Consider the following 21722-nt stretch of genomic DNA (forward strand, 5'->3'; position numbering starts at 1 on the left):
TGCTATGCTACTTAAATAGTCGTAGTTCATCAATTTCTAAATTTTTTTCAAGGTTAACCGCTTTCTCTAAGATAGTAGAAGAATTAATTAATTCTTTTCCTTAATGCGTGAAAAACTCACTAATCATTGACCGCAGATGATCTAATTTAAGGGGTTTTTCCAATATTTTTGTCATTCCGGATTGCAGGGCCTCTTTTTTTACTTTATTCGAATTATCTGCTGTTAATCCCACAATTGGGATAGGGTTTTGTTCTTTTTTAGCTTCCCATTCTCTGATAATGCGAGCTAATTCGTTACCCGAAATACCTGGTAAGTTAATATCAGTAATAATCAAATCAAAAACGTTTTTTTTAATTAATTCTAAGGCAGCTTCACTACTTGTCGCAGAACTAAAACGACAATTTTTCTCATTTTTCACAATGTTTTCAAGAACCCTCAAGGCAATTTCATTGTCTTCAATCAACAAAACATGGAGTTCATTTGTGCTTTTTTTAAGCCTATACGTTCTTTTTTGAGAGCTCTCTCTGTCATATTTTTTAATCGTCTTTAATAATTCGTTCTCAGTTTTTAATGGTAATTCAATAGTAAAAGTGGAGCCTTTTCCTAATTGACTAGACACTTGTATTTTTCCATTCAACAGATCAACATAATTCTTAACAAGATTTAGCCCGATGCCGTAACCCGGAGAAGTTTTTTTAGAGGGTCTTGCCACTTGAAAAAATCGTTCGAATATTTTTTCTTGCATCTCTTTTGCGATACCAATTCCGGTATCGATAATTTTAAAAATCAAGCGACTTCGGTTCTTTTTTATCTCAATAGTAATTGAACCTTCCATGGTAAATTTAAGCGCATTACCCAAGAGATTTAGTAAAATACGATAAATTTTGGAACGATCACTGATAATATAACAGGGTACATCTTGTGCGATCATCACGTTTAGGCTAAGTTGTTTCAATTCGATGGCAGGTTTCTCAAGTTGAACAATATCATTAATACATTGTCGTAAGTCAAATAGTTCTTCGGTGACCTTTTGATCTTCTCCACCATCGGATACTTTAGTTAATATATCGTTTAATAAGTTTAATAGTTGCTCACCACTTTCATTGACCCACTGAACATATTGCTTTTCTTCATCAGCTAACATTTTATCTTTCAGTAGATTTGCTATTCCTAAGATACCGATTATAGGAGTGCGCAAATCATGACTCATATTGGCAATAAATTCGGTTTTGGCACGGTTAGCTGCTTCAGCGGCAATTTTTGTCTGACGTAACTCTTCCTCCATTTTTACTCTTTCAGTAATATTAAATGAAAGACCTAAGACACCAATCACATTTCCTTTTTTATCAATTAAGGGTACTTTTTCCGATAAGAAAGTAGATAACTCATTCGTATTAGCCAGTTGTGAAGTTTCTTCCTGGACTATACATTTTTTAGTTCGCATTACTTCTAAATCGATTGCCCGCAATGCAGTGGCCTCTTTTTTCCAGGGCATTTCATAATCCGATTTACCAATCATCTGTTGCGGGGTAGAAAACCCGGCTGATTTAGCTTGTGCTTTATTGCAACCTTGAAAAATTAAGCGATCATTTTTCCAATATATGTGTGCGGGTAATTTATTGATAAGACTTGTTAGAACAATTTCAGTTTTCTCTTTTTCAATATAAATGCTATTTTCTGAGGTTTGTGCGGTCTTGTCATACAAAACGCTAGCAAGACCAATTACCGCTCCATCATCATTAAAGAGAGGAATTTTTTGCGTACGATAGCTTAAGGTGCTTCCGTTAGGCAGAGTAATCTCTTCTTCAAAAAAGCAGGATGCCCCTTTTTTAAAAGCTTCTTTGTCATTTCTTCTTAGTTGATCTGCGCTATTACTCGAGAAAAGATCAAAATCCGTTTTACCGATAATATCTAACTGCGAACGTAAACCGATATATTTAGTATATTCTATGTTGCAACCTAAATAAGTAAAATTAAGATCTTTCCAATGGATTAGGACACACGATTTTTCAATAATTTGCTTTGGTATATCCATTTGATTAAAAATGGGTTTCTTCCTCATTTTCATACTCCCATTTATACTCCCACTCGTTTAAGACAGAGTAGACTTCGATACAACTTTGATTATTTTCATGCAACCAAGTTATTTCTCTACCCACTTGGCTTGCATAAATATGTTTCAGATAAAAAACAGTTGGATTTATTTTGGAGCATCCCTCCTGTATAGCAAAACGTTGCATCTCTAAAAGGCTTTCTTCATGATAACCCTTCTCTTCTGGAGATAGCAATATAAAGGGATTATCACGAAAGGCTTGTAACCTTGTACCCGCGTACTGAGGATGTGCAGCGGTATTGGCTAAGATTAGTCGTAAGGGATTTTTCTTTAAAATTTCTCTACTTATACTAAGGTAAGAGGTGTCTGGGTTGTTCTCAAGCATTTCGCCAGAAACAACCAGGCACTGTTGTGTTAGATAGTTCTTATGTGAAAAAAGAGATAAGCTATTTTTTCCTTTGCCCAATAATAAAAAGTAAAGAACACTCTTTAATTTTTTTTGATGAACAATAAACAAAATGAATGTTTTTTCCTGTACACAGTGAGAGAAAATCACATGGCTCACTAAATAACAAGGGAGCACAGCTCTATCTTCATCAGCTATTCTATATACCTTAGATAAAATTTTAGGGTATTCAAATACGGTAGGTAATTCTTCAGCGATATTAAGCACAAAAACACAACCAATTTCACTTGCGTGCAATTGATACATGTGAACTATTTTTTTTGCTTTGTATTTGGAAATATTAAATTTTTGTGCGATCAACTCCAAATCTATAGCGACAGGTAAACCCTCATCACGGATACTAAAATAAGTTAAGAAATAGCAAATAATAATGAACATATAATCTTCATTTAATTGTATAGAAAGTTGGTTTCTCTCAATAAAATTTTTTATTGTTTCTTTTTTGTCACAGTTATTATCGTATTTTGTTTTTTTATTATTATCTTCCCAAGTAGTAACCGCATCTTCTATTTTTTGTTTATAGTCCTTAATCTCCTTGGTTTTTCGGAAAAACTCTTGCTTGACAAAATCATTGTTCATCCATTTATTTTGCAGATGGAGAATTTTATAGGCCCTCACTTGGCAAAGATTTTCTCCTATCTGAGCATCGAATTTATGTAAAATCCCTTTGTAAAAAAAATCAAAGGATACGAGCGATAAATCAATTATTTTTTTTATCAAGTAAAGCAAATCGATTTTTTGCTTCCTATTGAGCAATACAGTATTTTCAGCATAAGGTAATAAAGAAAAAATATCATACCGCCTAGTAGTTGGCTCGATTATAGAATTCATCATTAAATTCCTTATTTCAAGATGGATTTTTTTAATGGCAATTAAGCACGAAGCAAATCATACAGCAGCACATCTAAAGATTGTAACCATTCATTTAAAAACGACAACATTTATATGAATGCTACCTTAGAGAGATTTATCGCGTTTCTTTTTTTCATAAACTAATGCAGTTATTTTTATTGAGCTAATGAAAAAAAGTTCTTTTTGCTATTCCTTTTATTGTTAGATTGTTTAATAGCTTAGTGTTACTGACTTGTGTGAATTGTTTTTTTCTGAGAAATGTTTCACGTGAAACGTTCATTTCCTTTATAAATTGATCTGAGAAAGCAATTCTGAATTTATATCAAGCGGTAAAATTTGTCTGTCTGTTGCAGTAATGAAAAATTGACCGCTAAAAGCATTAATTAGGTTAAAAAGCGATGTTAAATGCGCTTGGTCGAGCTCTGAAGCAATATCGTCACAAAGAAAAATACAAGGGGTTGCCAGAAGAAGAGTCTGAGCGAGCTTAAGCGTGATCACTATGATTTTTTGCTGCCCGCGCGATAAATAGTGCTTTGCTTTTTGCTTTTTTGATTCAATCATTAGATCAGCTTGATGCGCACCGTAATGTGTAAATTGGCGCGCTAAATCCAATTCATACGAGTCCGCTAAAACAGCGGATAATGATTTGTTAACACCCTTTTTGTCCCATCCCTTATAGTAAATTAAGTTACACTCTATTTCAGTTAACTTGTTTAAGAGGGTTTGAAAGACACTGTCGAGTTTGGCAAAATAATCAGCTCTGAACACATGAAGCTTATTGCCCAATTGCTCTAATGTCAGATTCCATGGCTCAATTTCTGTTTTACCCGCTTTCTGACGTAGTAAACTATTTCTTTGCCTTAAAGCACGCCGATAACTTTTCCACAATGGATGATAAGAATGTTCCACGTGAAACAATCCCCAATCAAGTAAACTGCGGCGAACAGAAGGACCCGCGTCAATAATTTGAAAAATATCTTGATAGAGCACCTGACAAGGAAGGAAATGAGCAAGCTCACTACTGCTGTGACAAGGATGATTATTTAGACGGACTTGGGTAGGAGAGGAAAGCGATTTCTGAATACTGATGGATTGTTCATCAACAGTACGAGCAAAGACGGTCAAGCACTCTGCACCCTGACGCACTAAGGGAGAAATTTCACGAGTACGAAAAGAGTGCCCGCTTCCTAATAAGTAAATCGACTCCAAAAAGGACGTTTTTCCAGTACCATTAGCGCCAACAATGAGGTTTAAATGAGGATGAAGATTAACACGTAGAGATTGAATATTACGCAGATTTTGGATCTGCAACTGGGCAAGCGTCATAATTTCATAGGCATAATGATGTACTGGTACTGCTCATCTTGTAAAGACTCAACTAAAATACTGCTATCTGTCGAAGACATGGAAATTCGTACAAGGCCTTCGGCGACAGAATTTAACACATCAAGCAAATACCCTGCATTGATTCCAATCTTTATATCGTTCCCCTCCGTATGGGCTTCCAAACTTTCCATTGCTTCCTCTTGCTCTTGATTGTTAGCAATTAGCGTAAGAGTGCCGCGCTGCATATGCAACATCACTGCTTTGGATTTTTCATGGGCAAGAATAGCAATTCGAGAAAGCGAGCGTTTCAATAAATCCCTGTCAATAAGAACAAATTTATCCTGGTTCCGCGGAATTGCTTTAGCATAAGGAGGGAAACGAGCATCAATTAACCGGGATTGAAAGGTATATTCCTTTGTGGATAATTTAAAATGTGTTTTACCCGCGGCTATACTAATCTCTTCCTCATTTACATTTTGCAATAAGCGTAACATTTCTTGCACGCCACGTTTAGGCAACAAAAAACGTTGATGAGAAAAAGTCCTTTCATAAGGCAACTTGCAAATAGCCATACGATGCCCATCAGTAGCAACGGAAGTAATGCTCTGCGCATCCAGTTCGATAAGTAAACCATTTAAAAACACTCTCACATCATGCTGCGACATAGCGAAGTGAGTCGATTGCAAAAGATGCATAAAGGATATCCTCGGGACAGAAAACTCAACTTCATTTGACTCCGTTTCAGAGGAGGGGAAGTCATCGGCCGGTAAAGTAGCGAGTTTGAATTGACTACGACCGGATTTAATGATGACGGTTCCTGACTTTAAACTTATTGTCGGGCTCGATTCATCATCGAGTGAACGGATAATATCGACAAATTTTTTCGCAGGCACTGTGATTTGACTGGGCGCTTGGCTAGACTCACAGCTAACTCGAGCAGTAATTTCCATTTCCAAATCCGTAGCCGTTAATAATAATTGATTGTTAGAGAAGCGAAGCAAAATATTCGATAAAATAGCTAAGGATTGTTTTTTATCCACAGCGCCTGCAACAGTAAGTAAGGGACTAAGTATCTGTTCTTTTGAGAGTGTTAAATCAAGCATAATCCTTCCTGATCAAGATGATAACGTTCGCATAAGATTTTTATAATCCTCAGCAAAATCGTTATCATCCTGAATTAATTCTTTCACTTTACGACAGGCATGAAGAACCGTTGTATGATCTCGACCACCAAAATGGTCGCCAATCTCCGGTAAACTATGGTTAGTTAATTCTTTTGCTAAAGCCATGGCCATTTGTCGAGGCCTTGCGATCGAACGGCTGCGACGTTTAGAGAGAAGATCGGCCACTTTCACTTTATAGTATTCTGCGACTGTCTTTTGAATATTTTCAATAGTAACCAGTTTATCCTGTAAGGCAAGTAAATCACGTAAAGCCTCGTGTACAAAATCGATTGTAATGGATTTCCCAGTGAAATGAGCGTTGGCAATAACTCTTCGCAAGGCACCTTCTAGTTCACGAACATTAGAGCGTATGCGCTTAGCAATAAAAAAAGCCACTTCATAAGGAAGTTCAATATTAGATTGTTCGGCCTTGCTTATCAGGATAGCTACACGGGTTTCGAGTTCAGGGGGCTCGACAGCGACAGTTAACCCCCATCCAAAACGAGACTTAAGCCGTTCTTCCATGCCTTCAATTTCTTTTGGATAGCGATCACTCGTAAGGATAATTTGCTGTTGACCTTCAAGTAACGCATTGAAAGTATGGAAAAATTCTTCCTGGGAACGATCTTTTCCAGCAAAAAATTGGATATCATCAATAAGCAATACATTTAATGAGCGATAAAATCGTTTAAATTCATTAATGGAATTGGTTTGTAACGCTTTAACCATATCAGCGACAAAACGTTCTGAATGGAGATAAAGCACTTTAGCTTCAGGATTGTTCTTCAAGATAGCATTACCAATGGCATGCATCAGATGCGTTTTACCTAAACCGACACCCCCATAAATAAATAACGGATTATACGCATCACCAGGACGCTCAGCGACTTGCCAAGATGCAGCACGTGCTAATTGGTTTGAATTTCCCTCGACAAAACTTTCAAAAACAAATTTTTTGTTGAGGTAACTGTTTTTATAGTCAGCCGTTTTTTTAGGTGCTGCTTTTGCAACAGGAGTGGCCGATTTAGTGGGTTGGCTATCTATAACAGAAGGTTCCGACGTTTTAGTTCCAATACCAATGCTTAATAAAGAGAAAGCATCACCACCAATTTGACTAATTAGTTCCTTTAGCCTCGGATAAAAATTTCGCTTTACCCAATCAACAACAAAACGATTAGGTGCTAATAGGACAAGACCATTATCATGAACTTCAGCCTGTAAAGGACGTAACCACGTATTGAATTGTTGCGGCGGGTACTCATCTTCAAGAAGCTCCCGACATTTCTTCCAAACATCTTCAGACACAAAAACTCCTTAAACAAGGCAAAAGAAAAGTTGCACACACCCTAAAGGCTAACTTTATATTACTACTGAATGTTCACCTAATGAATAATCTTAATAAGTAACTTGCTATGAGCCACAAAAAAGAGCTTATGAGGCTTTCAATTTATTACTTGGGGAAACAATTATACTCTGCTACAAACAAAAAAACAGAGTTATCCACAATCCGCATAAAAAATTTAACTGTCTTTTAAAAAGAAAAAGATCGACAACAGAAACTGTGGATAGACCCAAGAAAAAGATCAACATACTCAGTGGATATATTCCGAATGAGCTATTTAAGAAGGTTTGTTCAAGCAGTTATCCATAACAAGAAGCAGTGATTTTCAACACGTTTAATAAGTGATAACTTACTGTAAAATATAAAATTTTTGCAGATATCAACAGTAAAACGTTCACTATATAATAAGAACAAAGTAAAAAATTTTATTTTTTATGTTTATTGGCTGGCGCAAAAAAAAATTTGTTTGCCTCTCTCTACTGATTCAAGATGTTGGAATTTTCGGTCACAAACTGCGTTTAAGTTCCTGTTCTATGTCCTATTAGTCGATAAATAGATGTCTGGTTATTTGACAGCAGATGTAAAGTTTTCTATCATTGCCAACCTCAAAATTTAATTAACAACAGGTTCATCATGAAACGCACATTTCAACCAAGTAATTTGAAACGCAAACGTGATCATGGTTTTAGACAACGTATGGCAACACGTGGTGGTCGTTTAGTTCTTAAGCGTCGTCGTGCAAAAGGTCGTAAGCGTTTATCCGCCTAAGTGGACCGTTTTGGTAAAACGCGGCGGTTACTGAAAAAAAGTGACTATGACTACGTTTTTGCACAAGCAAGAAAATTGGTTACCTCAGAGTTTATTGTTCTGCATCGTATAAACTCACTGGGGTATGCCAGACTTGGACTAGCACTATCAAAAAAATCGATACCTAAAGCACATGATAGAAATCGTATAAAGCGTTTACTGCGTGAAACCTTTCGTATCGCTCGTTTACCTGCAGTTGATGTGGTTTTTATAGCCAGACCAGGTCTAGCGGAAATCGAGAATAAGAAAATTATTGCTAGATTGGGTACTATATGGGACAAATTAATCAATTCATGCGCAGCCTGATTTGTATGCCAATTTTTTTATACCAACGTTTACTTAAACCTATCATGAAGCCTTGTTGCCGATTCCATCCAAGTTGTTCAGATTACTCTATTGAAGCAATAAAACAACTTGGTGTTTTCAAAGGGGTATGGCTTACCCTTTGTCGTTTATTACGATGCCATCCTTTGGCGAAAGGTGGCTATGACCCTGTATCACCTAACAAAGAGAAGTATTAATGGATATACGACGTGTAGCTTTATATGCCGCTTTAGCGCTAATAGTTTATTCGCTCTGGATTAATTGGCAACGTGATTATCCCCCGCTCCCTCGACAGATGACTAATCCTGCGAGTTCAGCCACGGTTAATGGCGGTAGCTTATTACCTGAAATAACGCATTCTTCGAATAATCAGCCCAGCACAGAAGCCCCCACTAAAACTAACGCCCCATCAGGCTTTGCGACCAGTTCACAACCCATTCGAGTGAAAACAGATGTTCTCGATTTAACCATTGATTTACAGCAAGGTGATATTGTAGGTGCGCAATTACTTGATTATCCTGTCAGTGTTGAAGAAAAAGATAAACCCATTACCCTTTTTCAGAATCAACCTAGCGAACGCTACGTTGCAAACAGCAGTTTATTCACCAATATTAACCAAACTATTCAAAATATCGATTTTGCTTACTCCAGTCCACAACAGCAATATCAATTAACTCCTGGCGAGGATAAATTAGTCGTCCGTTTAGATGGAAAAACAGCGGACGGTTTGGCTGTAAAAAAAGAGTTCACTTTTACAAAAGGGAGCTATTTGATTGAAGTGAATTATTTCATTGAAAATCAAGGTGAAACCCCATGGAAAGGGTATATGAATACCCAATTATTACGAAGCTCACCGCAAGAGGATAAATCAAGCATTTTCCATATCGGTTCCTATACAGGGGCTTCTTACTCAAATCCAGGCCAGCAGCGTTATAAGAAAGTAACCTTCAAGGATATGACTAAATCAAACCTTGATGTGAATGCGCAAGGTGGTTGGATTGCTATGCAGCAACATTATTTTGTTAGTGCTTGGGTTCCAAAGTCAGACAGTCGCAATTTATTCTACACCCGATCTGTGGATGATAATTTTACGATTGGTGCCGTGAGTCAACCCATTACAATCGAACCAGGCGCAACAAAAGAAATCGGTTCTAGCTTGTATGTCGGTCCTGAAATCACTTCCGTATTAAAAGACATTGCCCCTGGCCTTGATCTTACGGTGGATTATGGTTGGCTATGGTTCTTATCTTCTATTCTATTTTCAGTGATGAAGGCTATCTATTCCGTGGTGGGCAATTGGGGATGGTCGATTGTCCTTGTGACTGTATTGATAAAGTTGGCTTTCTATCGCCTATCCGCAACAAGCTACAAATCCATGGCGGGGATGCGGAAATTACAACCCAAATTACAAGCTTTGCGTGAGCGGTGTGGGGACGATAAAGCCAAATTAAGTCAGGCAACGATGGAGCTATACCGCCAGGAAAAAGTTAATCCATTGGGGGGCTGTTTGCCTATTCTTATTCAAATTCCCGTATTTATTGCGCTCTATTGGGTTTTACTCGAAAGTGTGGAATTAAGACAGGCTCCTTTTATTTTTTGGATAAAGGATTTATCTGCGGCTGATCCTTATCATATCTTACCTATCATCATGGGTGTGACTATGCTTATTCAGCAAAAATTAAATCCAGCACCCCCGGATCCGATGCAGGCTAAGGTAATGATGTTCCTACCTATTCTGTTTACCGGTTTATTCTGGAATTTTCCAGCGGGTTTGGTGCTTTATTGGGTTGTTAACAACGCATTATCCATTTTGCAGCAATGGTATATCACTCGAAAATACAGCGATGATCGACCTAAGAAAGCAGTCGTTTCAGCAAAATAATGCAAGAGGATACGATTGTAGCAATAGCCACTCCACCAGGTCGCGGTGGAGTGGGCATTATCCGTCTTTCAGGGCCTTTGGCTTATGAGATTGCTGTACAGCTTAATGGTCATCGAGCACTCTCTCCCCGTGTCGCGCTTTATTGCTCTTTTATCAATCGCCAGAATGAGGTGATAGATACTGGATTAATGCTCTATTTTAAAGGACCGCACTCCTTTACAGGGGAAGACATCGTCGAATTTCAGGCCCATGGCTCCCCATTTGTTCTAGATAATTTACTTAATGAGTGTGTGGCTTTAGGGGCAAGGTTGGCTAGACCAGGCGAATTTTCCGAACGGGCATTTCTTAACGACAGAATTGATCTGACTCAAGCAGAGGCGATCGCAGATTTGATTCATGCAAGTTCGCAAACCGCTGCCCGCATGGCAATTCGCTCGCTGCAAGGTGATTTCTCTAAAAAAATTAATGAACTCAATGAGAAACTCATTCATCTACGCTTGTTTGTAGAAGCGGCCATTGATTTCCCTGAGGAGGAAATTGATTTTTTAAGTGATGGCAAAGTGGCAGGCATGTTGAGTGTCATCTTAGGCGAGTTAAACACGATTCGTGAAAACGCTTCGCAAGGAGCGATTATGCGAGAGGGATTGTCTGTGGTTATTGCTGGGAGACCTAATGCGGGTAAATCCACACTGATTAACAGTTTAGCTGGCCGTGATGTAGCTATTGTCACTGAGGTGGCTGGCACTACAAGGGATGTCATGCGAGAACATATCTTGCTTGACGATATTCCCTTACACTTAGTGGATACCGCGGGATTGCGGCAGAGCAATGATCCTGTTGAACAAGAAGGTATTCGACGTGCCTGGCAAGAGGTAAGTCGTGCTGATTGCCTATTAATGGTGACAGACGTGACCAGCCCGACTTGTCCTGTGTTAAGTGATGAGATTCGTAAAGCGTTGCCTTCGAGTGTGCCCATCATCCGAGTGTTTAATAAAATTGATGCCATCAATTTAAATCCTAAAAAAGAGGATGATGCGGTCTATCTTTCTGCAAAGCTGGGTCAAGGTTTGGTGTTATTGAAAGAAAAAATAAAAGAGTCTGTGGGATATCAACCTACTGAGGGGCAATTTTTAGCTCGAAGACGTCATTTAGAGGCATTGGATCAAGCTAAGGCTTTTTTACTAGCTGGGCAAAGACAACTGAGTGAGTTGCGCGCTGGAGAGCTACTGGCTGAAGATTTACGTCTCGCACATCAAGCGTTGTGTGAAATCACAGGTGAATTTTCTTCCGATGATTTGTTAGGGAGAATTTTTTCTAGTTTTTGCATAGGAAAATAAGACGGATCTAAAGAGCCCTAATTGGCCTTAGTTCCTAGTTTTGTAGTTATAACTGGCTCATCACCCACATCGTCCCCCGATACCTCATCATCAACTTCTTCTTCCCCTTCCACAATGACAAATCCGCTATCTAAAGAAGACTTAGTTTGCTGTTTTTGAAACAAAGAAGGCATATGAAGAGAATCGTGACCGAGAGAGTCATCCGCTCGCAATTCTTTTGCATGTTTAGCAAGACTGCTAGCCACATTTGATCCTTCACTACTGAGTACTACTACCATCTGGTCTGCTTCGGTCTGTGTTTTTTCTTGGCTTAATAGCTTATTCCCCACCTTTTCGGTGAGCGCTAGTAAAGTGCTTCCAGTAGCCACTGTTAAAAAAGCTGCAGCAGCAGGGGGAGCAGTAAAACCCATCCATGCTAGCAAATTAAGAAAAGGTATAGCGAGAATATTAATAATGGGTTCTATGGCCGGGCCCGCAAGCGGTGCAAGTGCTGGAAACGCAAATATCGCTAAGCTTATGTAAGCTGCAATGGATGTGAGAATACTCAAACCACTTAATACCGTGCGCAGAATCGGGTTTTTGATTTGTTGCGCTGCTTGGAAACTAGTTACGGGTGAAGTAATGGTACGTAAAGCAATATAAATTCCCTTGAAGAAACCTTGCAGGGCATAAGTGCACAGCAGTAACCCTGAGCGAAAGTATTGGGCAAAAGGACTGGTAGGAGCCCAATCAATTAAACGATGTTTTAAATAATTGGCGGTTTCAGAGATAAGATTAGGTAAAAATTCAAGTGGACGACGTATAATATTGGCCAGAGGATGAACAATAAAGCCTAAGGCTACAAAATAAAGAATTTTTTTACCAACCCCCCCTTCTTGAGGCCATCCCATAAAATAGTGACCAAAATGAGCTTGTTGGCGTTGCTGCTCATTAAGCAAAGGCATGAAAGTGTCGTACAATGCCTTTTTGAAGAAATCAACATAACCCACTTGAACTTTATAGGCGGAAGGGCTGTTGTTAATGACATCATAATATTGGCTGACCGGATTGCCTATTTGTGCAAGTATACTCTCTCGTGTGGTTATCTCTCCTCTTTGAAGTTCGCTTTCATAAATCTTTAACGTGGCCGCACTGTGATAACCGCAGGAGAAGGGATCAAAGAAAGATTGTGTTCCTAGGGAAATATAATCCGCTCGAAAGCTGGAACCATTCGTTTTGTCAGGAATTATAATTTCTTGGTCAGGAGCGGGTTTAAGAGCACGCCAAAGTGACCGGAGGAGTGTCCACAGACTATTGTCTCGGTCTTTCGCAAAAAACTTAACGGCATCACTCACTTTAGGATCGAAAATTTTTACCGTTTGACGATCAGCCGAGGAGTAGGCGGTGACGATATGTCCTTCGGTAGCACCATGCCCAATTAAACTGACAAGGAATTGACGTGGTACTGCAATGCCCTCTTTTTGTTTAAAAAAAGTGTTTAAATGCGTGAGCATTTCGCCATATTCAAAGGCTCTTAATGGCGTGGTAATGACCGTCAAATTGCTATTAGGGACATGATAATAACTTAGGGTTTCAATACTATTGTCGATTGTACCCAGAATGGCGGTTTTTGAGGCCGTCACAATTTGATTAAATTCATCGTGATCGACTGTTTGTACGAGAGAATTTCTCAGTAACCTTTCAGAATCAGAGCTGCTTAAAGTATGATAACCGGGCATTGGTATAACTTATAACGACCTGTATTTACCTTTTAATGACCAATATTAACACAAAATGAGTAATAAATACCATTCAATGTGCAAAAAATAAATACAAAATGGCTTGTGTATTGCAAAATGACATGATACGTTTTATATTCACACGGGGTGTTTATTTTTTGATGGGTTGGAAAATTATGGCTTTTGAAGAGTATTTTGAAGAGTTTTCTTCTGATGTGCAAGATTTTTTTGCAAACGTGACCACATTCGAAGAAGCATATGCCAGAGCTGAAAAACATAAGTATGGTTTTCTTGCCCGTAATCAAAAACTCATTCAAAAAAGATATGATCTTATATACGAACAACTTAAAAAAGAACAACTTAAAAAAGATAAAATAAATCGCGATGCGTTTTGGTTTTATTGCTACTACTGCTGCATTATGCTGCAAAACTGCCATCGTTTTTATGGGCAAGAAGAGGAAGCCAAGAAACTTATAAAAGCTAGAGTGCAAATAAAGCAGCGGGCGCTAAAAGATGAACAATCGAACCATGACAGTTTTATTGCTTACTTGGGGGAAAAATTTTCTGATGCCTTAATCGATTTACTTAAAGCACCTACACGTGTATCAAAAACCCGTGACTATGTCGCTGCGGGCAATTTAGAGCGGATTTATTGGTATTTCTGCCGCACGACCATTACTAAATCCTTTCTTTTGGCACGAGAATTACAGTGGCTTGATCGGTTAGGCAGTGCACTTGGCAGGAACATTGATGCCGATCGTATTATTTCTATTCTTGAAAGACCCAATCCGACTCTCAGGGTATTAAGCGTGGGATTCTTTGCTTTCCGCTTTATATTGAATGGCGCTATGCTGATTAAGCATACCTACGGATCAAAAGAAGAACGAGAAGATGAAAGTTACGATTGGTGGATGCGCCTTAAGGGTGAATTGTATAAACGCCATCCTAGTATGGTCAACGATATCGTATGGGGCACAGTCAATTTCATCACCAATTACAATTCGTTAGTGGGTATACCCGATCCCACTGCTGGATGGATTGTTGCGGGATTTCTCTTCTTTGATTTCGCGTGGCTTGTGTATCAGCGCTATTTGGAAGAACAAGAATATCGCGCTCAAAAATCCCAACTCGAAAGAGAGTGGTGTCAAGCAAAGGATGAATTGACGTCCTGTTTAGAGCAGCTAAAAAATGAAGATCTCAAAAAGGAGGAAAGGGATAGGCTACACGCACGTTGCGAGTTCTTAAGCGCTCATATCGCTTCATTAAAAAAGCAAAGTGATCAATTGGACATAAGCTGGGGCGCTTTAAGTTCAACATTTTGGTTTAATAGTGCTGCTGCTTTACTGTTAGCGGCGGGTTTTACCGCTTCTATGGTACTGACGGCTCCGGTGATGGTGCTTGCTTGCTACGCTATTTGCACCTTTGCTGTCGCTATGTACCTTTCTGCCGATGCTTTTAAAAAGTATCAAGAGAAGAACCTTCAATTTGAATACGCGAATATCCATAAAGACGAGATGACGCCAGTTGAGATGGCTAAAGTGATGAAAGATTATAATCAGGCTCGTAACGAGTTTATTCTCACCATGGCTAAAAACGTGCTGATGCCGACCTTGTTTATTGTTACTTTTGCTGTTTGTTGGGAAGCCGCTTTAGTACTGACTGCAGCGTACATTGGATATCAACTGTATAATGCGTATACCAAGTACACCGAAACGAAAGAGAATAATGAAAATCAAGGCCTTACGCCATCCCCCTCTTGTGTTTAGAGCGTTTTCCATTGGAAAACGCTATTACCGTTCACTTTGGCTGGTATAGTCGAACGTGAAAACCCCTTCTTTATTACTGGGGCGCTGAAAAATTTGCGGATGTTTTAAGGTATGTAAAACGTCGTAATAGCCTGCTTTCCAATGTTCGTTCATGGTTAGACGGGAGAATTCATAATCCTTAGAGTAGCTTTCGTATTGTTGTGCGCGGTAAATCAGCTGAACGATGTTATAAACTTTATGATCCGCTATTTTTTTCAAGATTTTTGCTTCTTCAGTTTCTTTTAATTCTTTCGGTAACTGCGAGAGCAGCTTAGACAAGGCACAACGCGCTTGCTGCAGGCGTTTAAATTGGTTTGTTGCGGCTCGTGTTCGACTGGAATATTGAATCTCCTTTTGGCGCGTCATTGCGCCTCTAAGATTACGGGGTATGGTCCCGCGAGCGCTCCATAGATCCACTTGAAACGCAAGCGTATCTTGACGAGTATCACCATCAACAATCCACTGCAATGGCGTGTTAGAAATCAATCCTCCGTCCCAGTAAAACTCGCCGTCGATTTCAGTGGCTGCAAACCCCGGGGGTAACGAGCCACTTGCCATCACATGTTCTGGACGAATGGTTTCTTTCGTGTTGTCAAAGTAAATGAAATTCCCTGAGCATACATTCACAGCACCTACGCTAAAGCGAGTTTCTCCATGATTGATGCGATCAAAATCAACGAAGCGCTCAATGGTCGCTTTGAGCGCTTTAGTATCATAAAAACTCGTTGCCTCAATGGTGCCATCAGGATGACAAAAAGGCGAAGGAATCCGAGGCGCAAAAAAGTTAGCAGTACCATTTACAAGAGTAAGAATTGCACTCATATTATTAAACAGGCCCCGAGCCCAATCTCCTCTAGGAGCCAACTGCGCGGACAGCGTAGTCCAGTCAAGTAAAGGGTTAGTCGTAATGGTTTCCCAAAAGCGCTTGAGTTGGGCTGCTCTTTCGTTAGGAGGGTTGCCCGCGATAATTGCCGCATTGATTGCACCAATTGAAATTCCAGCAACCCAATCAGGATGGAGTTCAGCTTCCGCCAATGCCTCATAAACCCCACCCTGATAAGAGCCAAGTGCCCCACCACCTTGCAACACCAGGGCAATGCATTCAAAAGGGGGGCGTTTTTTTCTAGCAGAAATTTGACTTTTTTGTTGCAAAGACTTGGGTTTCTTGGCCTTCATTTGAATTCTCCGTTTCAATTATTTAAGTATATACTTTCTCTGTGTTTTTGCCGAAACCGCATTTCTGTGTTCAATTCTGCTTACTTAATTGGAGTTTTTACCCTTATCCGTTAGCGCTAAAGCTAATTTATACAACTCATTTTTATTTTTCTGGGTTAATAAGCTCGCAATTTTCACTGCTTGCTTAAGAGGTAATTCTTTAAGCAACAAGGACAACATCCCTTCTTCATTGCGATTAGCGTTCTTTTCTTCCTCTCTCGCCGGCAAAATAAAAACAAATTCGCCTTTACACCGTGCTTTATCCTCGAGGAACCAATCTTTAATGTCTTGAGGTGTTCCACTTATAAATTGTTCAAATGCTTTGGTCAGCTCTTTAGCAACAACCATTTCGTAAGTTTGCCCATAGACTTCGATAAGATCATCTAAACAATCAAGAATTCGATGCGTGGATTCGTAAAAAACAAGGGTATGTTCACTCGTTTTTAACGATTCAAGTTTGGCTTTTCTGGCTGTGTGCTTAGCAGGTAAAAAGCCAATAAAAGTAAACGTATCACAAGGCACTCCAGCTGCTGAAAGAGCAGCGGTTAAGGCACAAGGTCCAGGTATGGGTATTACTGAAATTTGCTTTTGGCGCGCCAGGCGAACAAGCGGGAACCCCGGATCACTGATAAGAGGGGTGCCTGCATCACTGATTAACGCAAACGATTTACCCTGTTGTAAGGCTTCAATAATCGCTTCAGCTTTCGTTGCCTCATTATGAGCATGTAAAGAAAGTAAAGGTTTATGGATACCTAATGAATCAAGCAGTTGCCCTGAGTGACGGGTATCTTCTGCTAAAATCGTATCAACTGATTTTAGCGTTGCTATAGCGCGTAAACTGATATCATCACGATGGCCAATGGGTGTGGCAACAATATAAAGGACCCCGCTAGAGGTTGCTGAAGTTTTTACCATAGTTTATCCTATTGCGTTCCTGCGTTTTGGACCAACCCTCATGTTATTAAAGTCGCTCAAATTAAAATTGATTGCAATTATCGGCTCAACTGCTTTACTCACGCAATGCATGAAAGTTCCGGAGCCCCCAATGAATTCGGTTGCTGCCAAAAAAGCCAAGATAACCGCTGCAACAACACCTTACACTATGCCTGCAACCGCTTATCTTGCTTTAGCAAAAAATCAAGCGGATGTTGAGAGGCAGAATATGCTGATAATGGCTGCCGGTCGATTTATCTATGATGGTCAATGGCGTGATGGGATACGCACTTTAGCCCAAACGGGCAATTTATCTCCCGAGCAAGCCAATGCCAAAAATATCTTACTTGCTAAAACCGATGTAATACGGGATCAACCACGTTCAGCCATCGCTCGATTAGCTGGCGTGCATGAAGCTAGCAATTTGTCTTCCTTTTATCAAGTTCAATATCATGAAATTTTAGCTGCAGCTTATGAGGCTGTAGGAAATCGCGCGGAGTCGGTTGTTGAGCGAATCAAATTAGAAGGTTTAATTCCCGATGAAAAAGGTCAAACCAATAATCGCCGAATTTTATGGCTAACTTTGACTAAATTACCTGTTGCTGAATTAAATACTTTGGCAGTAGAAGCTTCTGATGATTCGGAATTACAGGGGTGGATGAAATTAGCCTTAATCTCTCGACAGCACCAGCATGATGCACAAGCACTTTTTGCCCAAGTGGAGCAATGGCAAGCGCAATATAAGGATCATCCTGCCAATTATTTATTGCCTACACCCTTAAGTGCAGTAAAACCCTATTTACATAGCGCTCCAAAACAAATCGCTTTATTGCTCCCTCTGAGTGGACCCTTAGCGGGCCCGGGTGGCGCAATTCGCGATGGCTTTATGGCTGCTGCGAGTAATTCTTCTACCACCATTCGTCAGTATGACACGGCGGTTGGGGATGTTGCGGCTTTATACCAACAAGCGTTAAGTGAGGGAGCTGATTATGTAGTTGGTCCTTTAAGCAAAACAGATGTCGCGGTTGTCGCAACAATGGAGCATCCTGTACCCACTTTATTACTCAATGACATTGACGTCACTAACAGTACAAATGCGTATCGCTTTGGCTTGTCTCCCAGCAATGAAGCCAGACAAGTCGCCGTTAAAGCCGAGAAGAAAGGTTACAAACGTGCGCTGATTATTGCCCCAGCCGGGCAATGGGGAGATGAGATCGTTGCCGCATTTACTGCTCAGTGGCAGAGCAGTGGGGGCGTTATTGTGGATAAGCTTGCTTATGGAAATAACGATAACTTGAATGTTGCTGTGCGAGATTTGCTTCATGTCTCAGATAGTCAGGCAAGAGAAAAGCGGCTTAAGGATATACTGGGGCAAAAAATTCAGATGATACCAAGGCGTCGGCAAGATTTTGATATGATTTTTTTACTTGCCTACCCTTCCAAAGCGCGACAGATAATGCCTTTGCTCAGGTATTATTTTGCAGGCGATGTTCCAGTATACGCAACCTCGACTGTTTACGCAGGAAGCCCAAATATTATGCGGGATAAAGATCTCGATGGTATTATTTTTAGTGATATGCCGTGGGTCTTTGCGCATCAGATGGCCAATAAAAATTGGCCAGAACAACTGAATAGTTATAGTCGTTTATACGCTCTAGGAATGGATAGTTACACGTTATCGACCCAATTGAATCAGCTATTACTTTTTCCTGCGATGGGTATTGATGATAAAAGTGGTGTCCTTTACTTGAATCGAGCACAACAAATTGCAAGAATTCCTGCATGGGGACAATTTAAAGGTGGCGTTGCAGTAACGACTAGCTGACTTTGTCAAAGGAATAATGATGTCATTAAAGACAGGCACTAAGGCAGAGCTGTGGGCACGTGATTACCTTCTTAGGCAAGGATTACGTTGGATAAGCAGTAATTATCGCTGTCGTTGGGGTGAAATTGATTTAATCATGGAAGAGCAAAATTGCTTGGTCTTTGTTGAGGTTCGCTCACGCCAATCGCGCGCTTTTGGCGGGGCTATAGCCAGCATCACCTCTGTTAAACAACACAAGCTCGCTAAGGCTGCGGCGCATTACCTGCAAACGACAAAAAAATATAATGCGCAACCTGTTCGTTTCGATGTGGTAGGCTTTGAAGAAAAAGGGCAACATGTGGAATGGATTAAAAATGCATTTGAAGTCGCGTTTTAAATAAAATCGGAAACCGTAAAATGACCCAGATGGAAGATCGCGTCAGACAACTCTTTGGTATCAGTATAGAAGCAAAAATTGCTGTGGCGGATACCTTATCTGCGCAAATAGCCAAGGCTGCTATGCGCCTAGTCAATTGTTTACTTAACGATGGCAAAATTTTAGTATGCGGAAGCGGTGGCTCAGCGGCAAATTGCCTTCATTTTGCTGCTGCGATGATTAATCATTTTGAAGTAGAGCGCCCTCCCCTGCCCGTCATTGCGTTAACTGACATTGCCTCGCTTACTTCAATTGCTAATGATGGTCACTATGATCAAGTGTTTGCTAGGCAAATCCAAGCATTAGGTCAAGAAGGTGATGTTTTGCTTGTGCTTTCAACTTCAGGAAATGCTGATTGTATTTTGCATGCAGTAAATGCGGCTAATGATAGAGGAATGGATACTATTGCTTTAAGTGGTCGAGATGGTGGTGTTCTTGCTAATCACCTTGGCCCAGAAGATATTGAGTTAAGAGTACAGGGAGATAATGCGACACGTATTCGTGAAATGCATTTATTTATTTTACATTGCTTTTGTGATCTGATTGATCAATCCTTATTTGGTCAAATGTTGGGGTAGATTATGAAATTTCGTTCAATCATTTTTTTAGTGATATGCGCCCTACTTACTGGTTGTGTTGCGGCTGTGGTTGCAGGGGCTGCAGCTAGTCTAGTGGTATATGATAGGCGTAGTGTGGCAACCATTGAAAGTGACGCCCGTCTATTTCACAAAATTCATACAGCCATAGTAAAAGATCCGCGATTTCGCGACTCACGTATTATTGTGACAAGTTTTAATCAGGTTGTTCTATTGGTAGGACAAACACCAGCGGCTTCATTAAGGGTTCTTGCTGAAAAAGTAGCGCAAAATACCCCAAATGTAAAACGCGTCTACGACGAGATAACGGTCGATTACCCGTTACCTTTAGCGGAAAGGACTAAGGATACGTGGATTACGAGTCAAGTAAGAAGCCTAATGCTTACTCGAAAAGGCTTAGAGTCAGGTTCCATTCGTATCGTGACAGAGAGTGGTGTTGTCTATTTAATGGGGATTGCGACCCACGAACAAGCAAACCTTGCGGTTGATGTAGCAAGACAAGTAAACGGAGTCAAAAAAGTAGTCAAGGTTTTTCAATACATAGTCTAAGAGTATGAGCAAACAAGGACGTTTAATTATTCTACTCGTGGGCATCATTATGCTAGCCGGTTGTTATAGCGAGCTATGGACTGGGGCAACGCTCGTTTATGATCGGCATCATGTGTATAAAAAAATGGATGATTATCGACTAGGAGCAGAAGCGGGTCATGCCCTTTTCGATGATCAGCTGTTTAAGCAGAAAGGCTGTTCCATTGATTTAGCAGTGTTTAATGGGGATATTTTACTTGCAGGTCACGTACCCACAGCGAAGCTCCGTCAAGAGGCGGTCCGGCGAGTTTCTGCGTTGAGCGGTTATCGGCGTATCATTAATCAACTCGATGTAAGCGCACAACCCAACTCCACACTAGAAGACAGTTGGATTACTGCTAAAATACGCAGTTATATTTTTGCCGATGCAGAAATTGATCCTCACGCATTTAAAGTAATTACCTCTGATCGTATCGTTTATTTGATGGGTGATGTAAGACCACAACAAGCAGAGCGAGTCATCAACATAGCGAAAAGCACAGAAGGCGTAGAGCGCGTTGTGAAGTTGCTTAAGTATTATAATCTCAGCAAACAAGCCAGTGCAGACAGCTAATAGCGAATCCAGACTGTGGCCTGGGTATAATCCAGGCCACGGGGTATTGTTTTTCCAAACCAGGAAGTGGCTAACCTGGAGGATACCTTTTACTTTATCAATGGAAGCGACCTTTATCCAGTCGTTTACGAATTTTTCTTACTCTAAGCTCGCGCAATAAACCCGTCGACGTGTTTGCATCCCTCTCTTCGTCGTAACCGTTCAACGTTTGAACTGGGTGTGATCTGCAATGTTTTCTGTAGGAGGTGTGATTCTTATTGTGCTTGTGGTGAAGTTCGGAGCCATAGCGATTGAGCATTTTTTCCCGCATACTAGTGGCGGTACGTTGTTGCTTTTCAGACATATACGATTCCTTCTATTGCGAGTGAACTGCAGAGGCATTGCTTATTTTTCATAAAAACAAAGCAAAAAATAAACAAAGCAACCTCTATTTAAACTATAAGCAATTTAAGTTTAATAATCCAGTTTAATTGATGAACAGTTGCTTATCCAAGTTGTTTATTTTATAATCCGCGCGATAAA

General features: G+C 40.1%; 20 protein-coding genes. 11 read left to right on the forward strand and 9 right to left on the reverse strand.

Annotated features, from left to right (window positions below):
• Positions 1-100 precede the first annotated feature (100 nt).
• From B5D33_RS06110 to dnaA, 5 genes are all read right to left on the reverse strand, one after another.
• Complete coding sequence (locus B5D33_RS06110; RefSeq protein WP_058453623.1) at positions 101-2062, reverse strand: PAS domain-containing sensor histidine kinase; 1962 nt, start codon at positions 2060-2062, stop codon at positions 101-103.
• Positions 2040-3353, reverse strand: a complete 1314-nt coding sequence (locus tag B5D33_RS06115) for a hypothetical protein (RefSeq protein ID WP_133140938.1) — start codon at positions 3351-3353, stop codon at positions 2040-2042. Before B5D33_RS06115 ends, B5D33_RS06110 begins: the two co-directional genes overlap by 23 nt.
• A 303-nt stretch (positions 3354-3656) precedes the next feature.
• The gene (recF, locus tag B5D33_RS06120) at positions 3657-4697 is read right to left on the reverse strand and encodes a DNA replication/repair protein RecF (protein WP_058453625.1); all 1041 of its coding nucleotides are present in this window, start codon (positions 4695-4697) and stop codon (positions 3657-3659) included.
• Positions 4694-5800 (reverse strand): DNA polymerase III subunit beta, encoded by a 1107-nt coding sequence (gene dnaN / locus B5D33_RS06125; RefSeq protein ID WP_058453626.1) that lies wholly within the window; start codon positions 5798-5800, stop codon positions 4694-4696. Before dnaN ends, recF begins: the two co-directional genes overlap by 4 nt.
• 12 nt (positions 5801-5812) lie before the next feature.
• A complete protein-coding gene (dnaA, locus tag B5D33_RS06130) occupies positions 5813-7165 on the reverse strand; it encodes a chromosomal replication initiator protein DnaA (protein WP_058453627.1) in 1353 nt (450 codons plus the stop codon).
• A 670-nt stretch (positions 7166-7835) separates the two neighbouring features.
• Between dnaA and rpmH the strand changes: the two genes are divergently transcribed.
• Genes rpmH through mnmE form a run of 5 tightly spaced genes read left to right on the forward strand, consistent with a single transcriptional unit; the run spans position 7836 to position 11552 of the window.
• Complete coding sequence (rpmH, locus tag B5D33_RS06135; protein ID WP_019215662.1) at positions 7836-7970, forward strand: 50S ribosomal protein L34; 135 nt, start codon at positions 7836-7838, stop codon at positions 7968-7970.
• Positions 7971-8315, forward strand: coding sequence for a ribonuclease P protein component (gene rnpA / locus B5D33_RS06140; RefSeq protein WP_058453628.1), 345 nt, complete (start codon positions 7971-7973; stop codon positions 8313-8315). It begins immediately after the preceding gene.
• A gap of 5 nt (positions 8316-8320) precedes the next feature.
• Positions 8321-8530: a membrane protein insertion efficiency factor YidD gene (gene yidD / locus B5D33_RS06145; protein ID WP_411550299.1), complete on the forward strand. Its 210-nt coding sequence runs from the start codon at positions 8321-8323 to the stop codon at positions 8528-8530.
• A complete protein-coding gene (gene yidC / locus B5D33_RS06150) occupies positions 8530-10215 on the forward strand; it encodes a membrane protein insertase YidC (RefSeq protein ID WP_058453630.1) in 1686 nt (561 codons plus the stop codon). The genes yidD and yidC overlap by 1 nt, the downstream gene beginning before the upstream one ends.
• A complete protein-coding gene (mnmE, locus tag B5D33_RS06155; protein WP_058453631.1) occupies positions 10215-11552 on the forward strand; it encodes a tRNA uridine-5-carboxymethylaminomethyl(34) synthesis GTPase MnmE in 1338 nt (445 codons plus the stop codon). Before yidC ends, mnmE begins: the two co-directional genes overlap by 1 nt.
• Positions 11553-11569: 17 nt before the next feature.
• On the opposite strand, the gene B5D33_RS06160 is transcribed toward mnmE, so the two are convergent.
• A complete protein-coding gene (locus tag B5D33_RS06160) occupies positions 11570-13270 on the reverse strand; it encodes a hypothetical protein (RefSeq protein WP_058453632.1) in 1701 nt (566 codons plus the stop codon).
• Positions 13271-13392: 122 nt separating this feature from the next.
• Between B5D33_RS06160 and B5D33_RS06165 the strand changes: the two genes are divergently transcribed.
• Entirely contained in the window at positions 13393-15036 is a 1644-nt protein-coding gene (locus B5D33_RS06165; protein ID WP_133140939.1) for a hypothetical protein, read from the forward strand.
• Between the two features lie 24 nt (positions 15037-15060).
• On the opposite strand, the gene B5D33_RS06170 is transcribed toward B5D33_RS06165, so the two are convergent.
• Together B5D33_RS06170 and rsmI are read right to left on the reverse strand one after the other, a co-directional pair.
• Positions 15061-16251 carry a DUF3734 domain-containing protein gene (locus tag B5D33_RS06170; RefSeq protein WP_058453634.1) on the reverse strand — a complete coding sequence of 397 codons (1191 nt, stop codon included), beginning with the start codon at positions 16249-16251 and terminating at the stop codon, positions 15061-15063.
• A gap of 84 nt (positions 16252-16335) precedes the next feature.
• On the reverse strand, positions 16336-17205 hold the full coding sequence (gene rsmI, locus B5D33_RS06175) for a 16S rRNA (cytidine(1402)-2'-O)-methyltransferase (RefSeq protein ID WP_058453635.1): 870 nt from the start codon (positions 17203-17205) through the stop codon (positions 16336-16338).
• A 40-nt stretch (positions 17206-17245) separates the two neighbouring features.
• On the opposite strand from rsmI, the gene B5D33_RS06180 reads away from it, so the two are divergent.
• The 5 genes from B5D33_RS06180 to B5D33_RS06200 are packed head-to-tail and all read left to right on the forward strand — an operon-like array spanning position 17246 to position 21200.
• Positions 17246-19048 (forward strand): penicillin-binding protein activator, encoded by a 1803-nt coding sequence (locus B5D33_RS06180; RefSeq protein ID WP_058453636.1) that lies wholly within the window; start codon positions 17246-17248, stop codon positions 19046-19048.
• Between the two features lie 16 nt (positions 19049-19064).
• The gene (locus tag B5D33_RS06185; protein WP_234802468.1) at positions 19065-19424 is read left to right on the forward strand and encodes a YraN family protein; all 360 of its coding nucleotides are present in this window, start codon (positions 19065-19067) and stop codon (positions 19422-19424) included.
• A gap of 20 nt (positions 19425-19444) precedes the next feature.
• Positions 19445-20041 (forward strand): D-sedoheptulose-7-phosphate isomerase, encoded by a 597-nt coding sequence (locus B5D33_RS06190; protein WP_078767359.1) that lies wholly within the window; start codon positions 19445-19447, stop codon positions 20039-20041.
• Between the two features lie 3 nt (positions 20042-20044).
• The gene (locus B5D33_RS06195) at positions 20045-20608 is read left to right on the forward strand and encodes a BON domain-containing protein (protein WP_058453638.1); all 564 of its coding nucleotides are present in this window, start codon (positions 20045-20047) and stop codon (positions 20606-20608) included.
• 4 nt (positions 20609-20612) lie between these two features.
• On the forward strand, positions 20613-21200 hold the full coding sequence (locus B5D33_RS06200) for a BON domain-containing protein (RefSeq protein ID WP_058453639.1): 588 nt from the start codon (positions 20613-20615) through the stop codon (positions 21198-21200).
• A gap of 97 nt (positions 21201-21297) precedes the next feature.
• Here the strand turns inward: B5D33_RS06200 and B5D33_RS06205 are convergent, their stop codons facing one another.
• Positions 21298-21543: a hypothetical protein gene (locus tag B5D33_RS06205; RefSeq protein ID WP_058453640.1), complete on the reverse strand. Its 246-nt coding sequence runs from the start codon at positions 21541-21543 to the stop codon at positions 21298-21300.
• Positions 21544-21722: the final 179 nt, after the last annotated feature.

This window comes from Legionella maceachernii (assembly GCF_900167045.1).
In the GTDB taxonomy this organism is placed as follows: domain Bacteria; phylum Pseudomonadota; class Gammaproteobacteria; order Legionellales; family Legionellaceae; genus Tatlockia; species Tatlockia maceachernii.

Coding starts and splice junctions, on each gene's coding strand:
- B5D33_RS06110 (WP_058453623.1), bottom strand. CDS start 2,062: ATGAGGAAGAAACCCATTTTTAATCAAATGGATATACCAAAGCAAATT.
- B5D33_RS06115 (WP_133140938.1), bottom strand. CDS start 3,353: ATGATGAATTCTATAATCGAGCCAACTACTAGGCGGTATGATATTTTT.
- recF (WP_058453625.1), bottom strand. CDS start 4,697: ATGACGCTTGCCCAGTTGCAGATCCAAAATCTGCGTAATATTCAATCT.
- dnaN (WP_058453626.1), bottom strand. CDS start 5,800: ATGCTTGATTTAACACTCTCAAAAGAACAGATACTTAGTCCCTTACTT.
- rpmH (WP_019215662.1), top strand. CDS start 7,836: ATGAAACGCACATTTCAACCAAGTAATTTGAAACGCAAACGTGATCAT.
- yidD (WP_411550299.1), top strand. CDS start 8,321: ATGCCAATTTTTTTATACCAACGTTTACTTAAACCTATCATGAAGCCT.
- yidC (WP_058453630.1), top strand. CDS start 8,530: ATGGATATACGACGTGTAGCTTTATATGCCGCTTTAGCGCTAATAGTT.
- mnmE (WP_058453631.1), top strand. CDS start 10,215: ATGCAAGAGGATACGATTGTAGCAATAGCCACTCCACCAGGTCGCGGT.
- B5D33_RS06160 (WP_058453632.1), bottom strand. CDS start 13,270: ATGCCCGGTTATCATACTTTAAGCAGCTCTGATTCTGAAAGGTTACTG.
- B5D33_RS06165 (WP_133140939.1), top strand. CDS start 13,393: ATGATACGTTTTATATTCACACGGGGTGTTTATTTTTTGATGGGTTGG.
- B5D33_RS06170 (WP_058453634.1), bottom strand. CDS start 16,251: ATGAAGGCCAAGAAACCCAAGTCTTTGCAACAAAAAAGTCAAATTTCT.
- rsmI (WP_058453635.1), bottom strand. CDS start 17,205: ATGGTAAAAACTTCAGCAACCTCTAGCGGGGTCCTTTATATTGTTGCC.
- B5D33_RS06180 (WP_058453636.1), top strand. CDS start 17,246: ATGTTATTAAAGTCGCTCAAATTAAAATTGATTGCAATTATCGGCTCA.
- B5D33_RS06185 (WP_234802468.1), top strand. CDS start 19,065: ATGATGTCATTAAAGACAGGCACTAAGGCAGAGCTGTGGGCACGTGAT.
- B5D33_RS06190 (WP_078767359.1), top strand. CDS start 19,445: ATGACCCAGATGGAAGATCGCGTCAGACAACTCTTTGGTATCAGTATA.
- B5D33_RS06195 (WP_058453638.1), top strand. CDS start 20,045: ATGAAATTTCGTTCAATCATTTTTTTAGTGATATGCGCCCTACTTACT.
- B5D33_RS06200 (WP_058453639.1), top strand. CDS start 20,613: ATGAGCAAACAAGGACGTTTAATTATTCTACTCGTGGGCATCATTATG.
- B5D33_RS06205 (WP_058453640.1), bottom strand. CDS start 21,543: ATGTCTGAAAAGCAACAACGTACCGCCACTAGTATGCGGGAAAAAATG.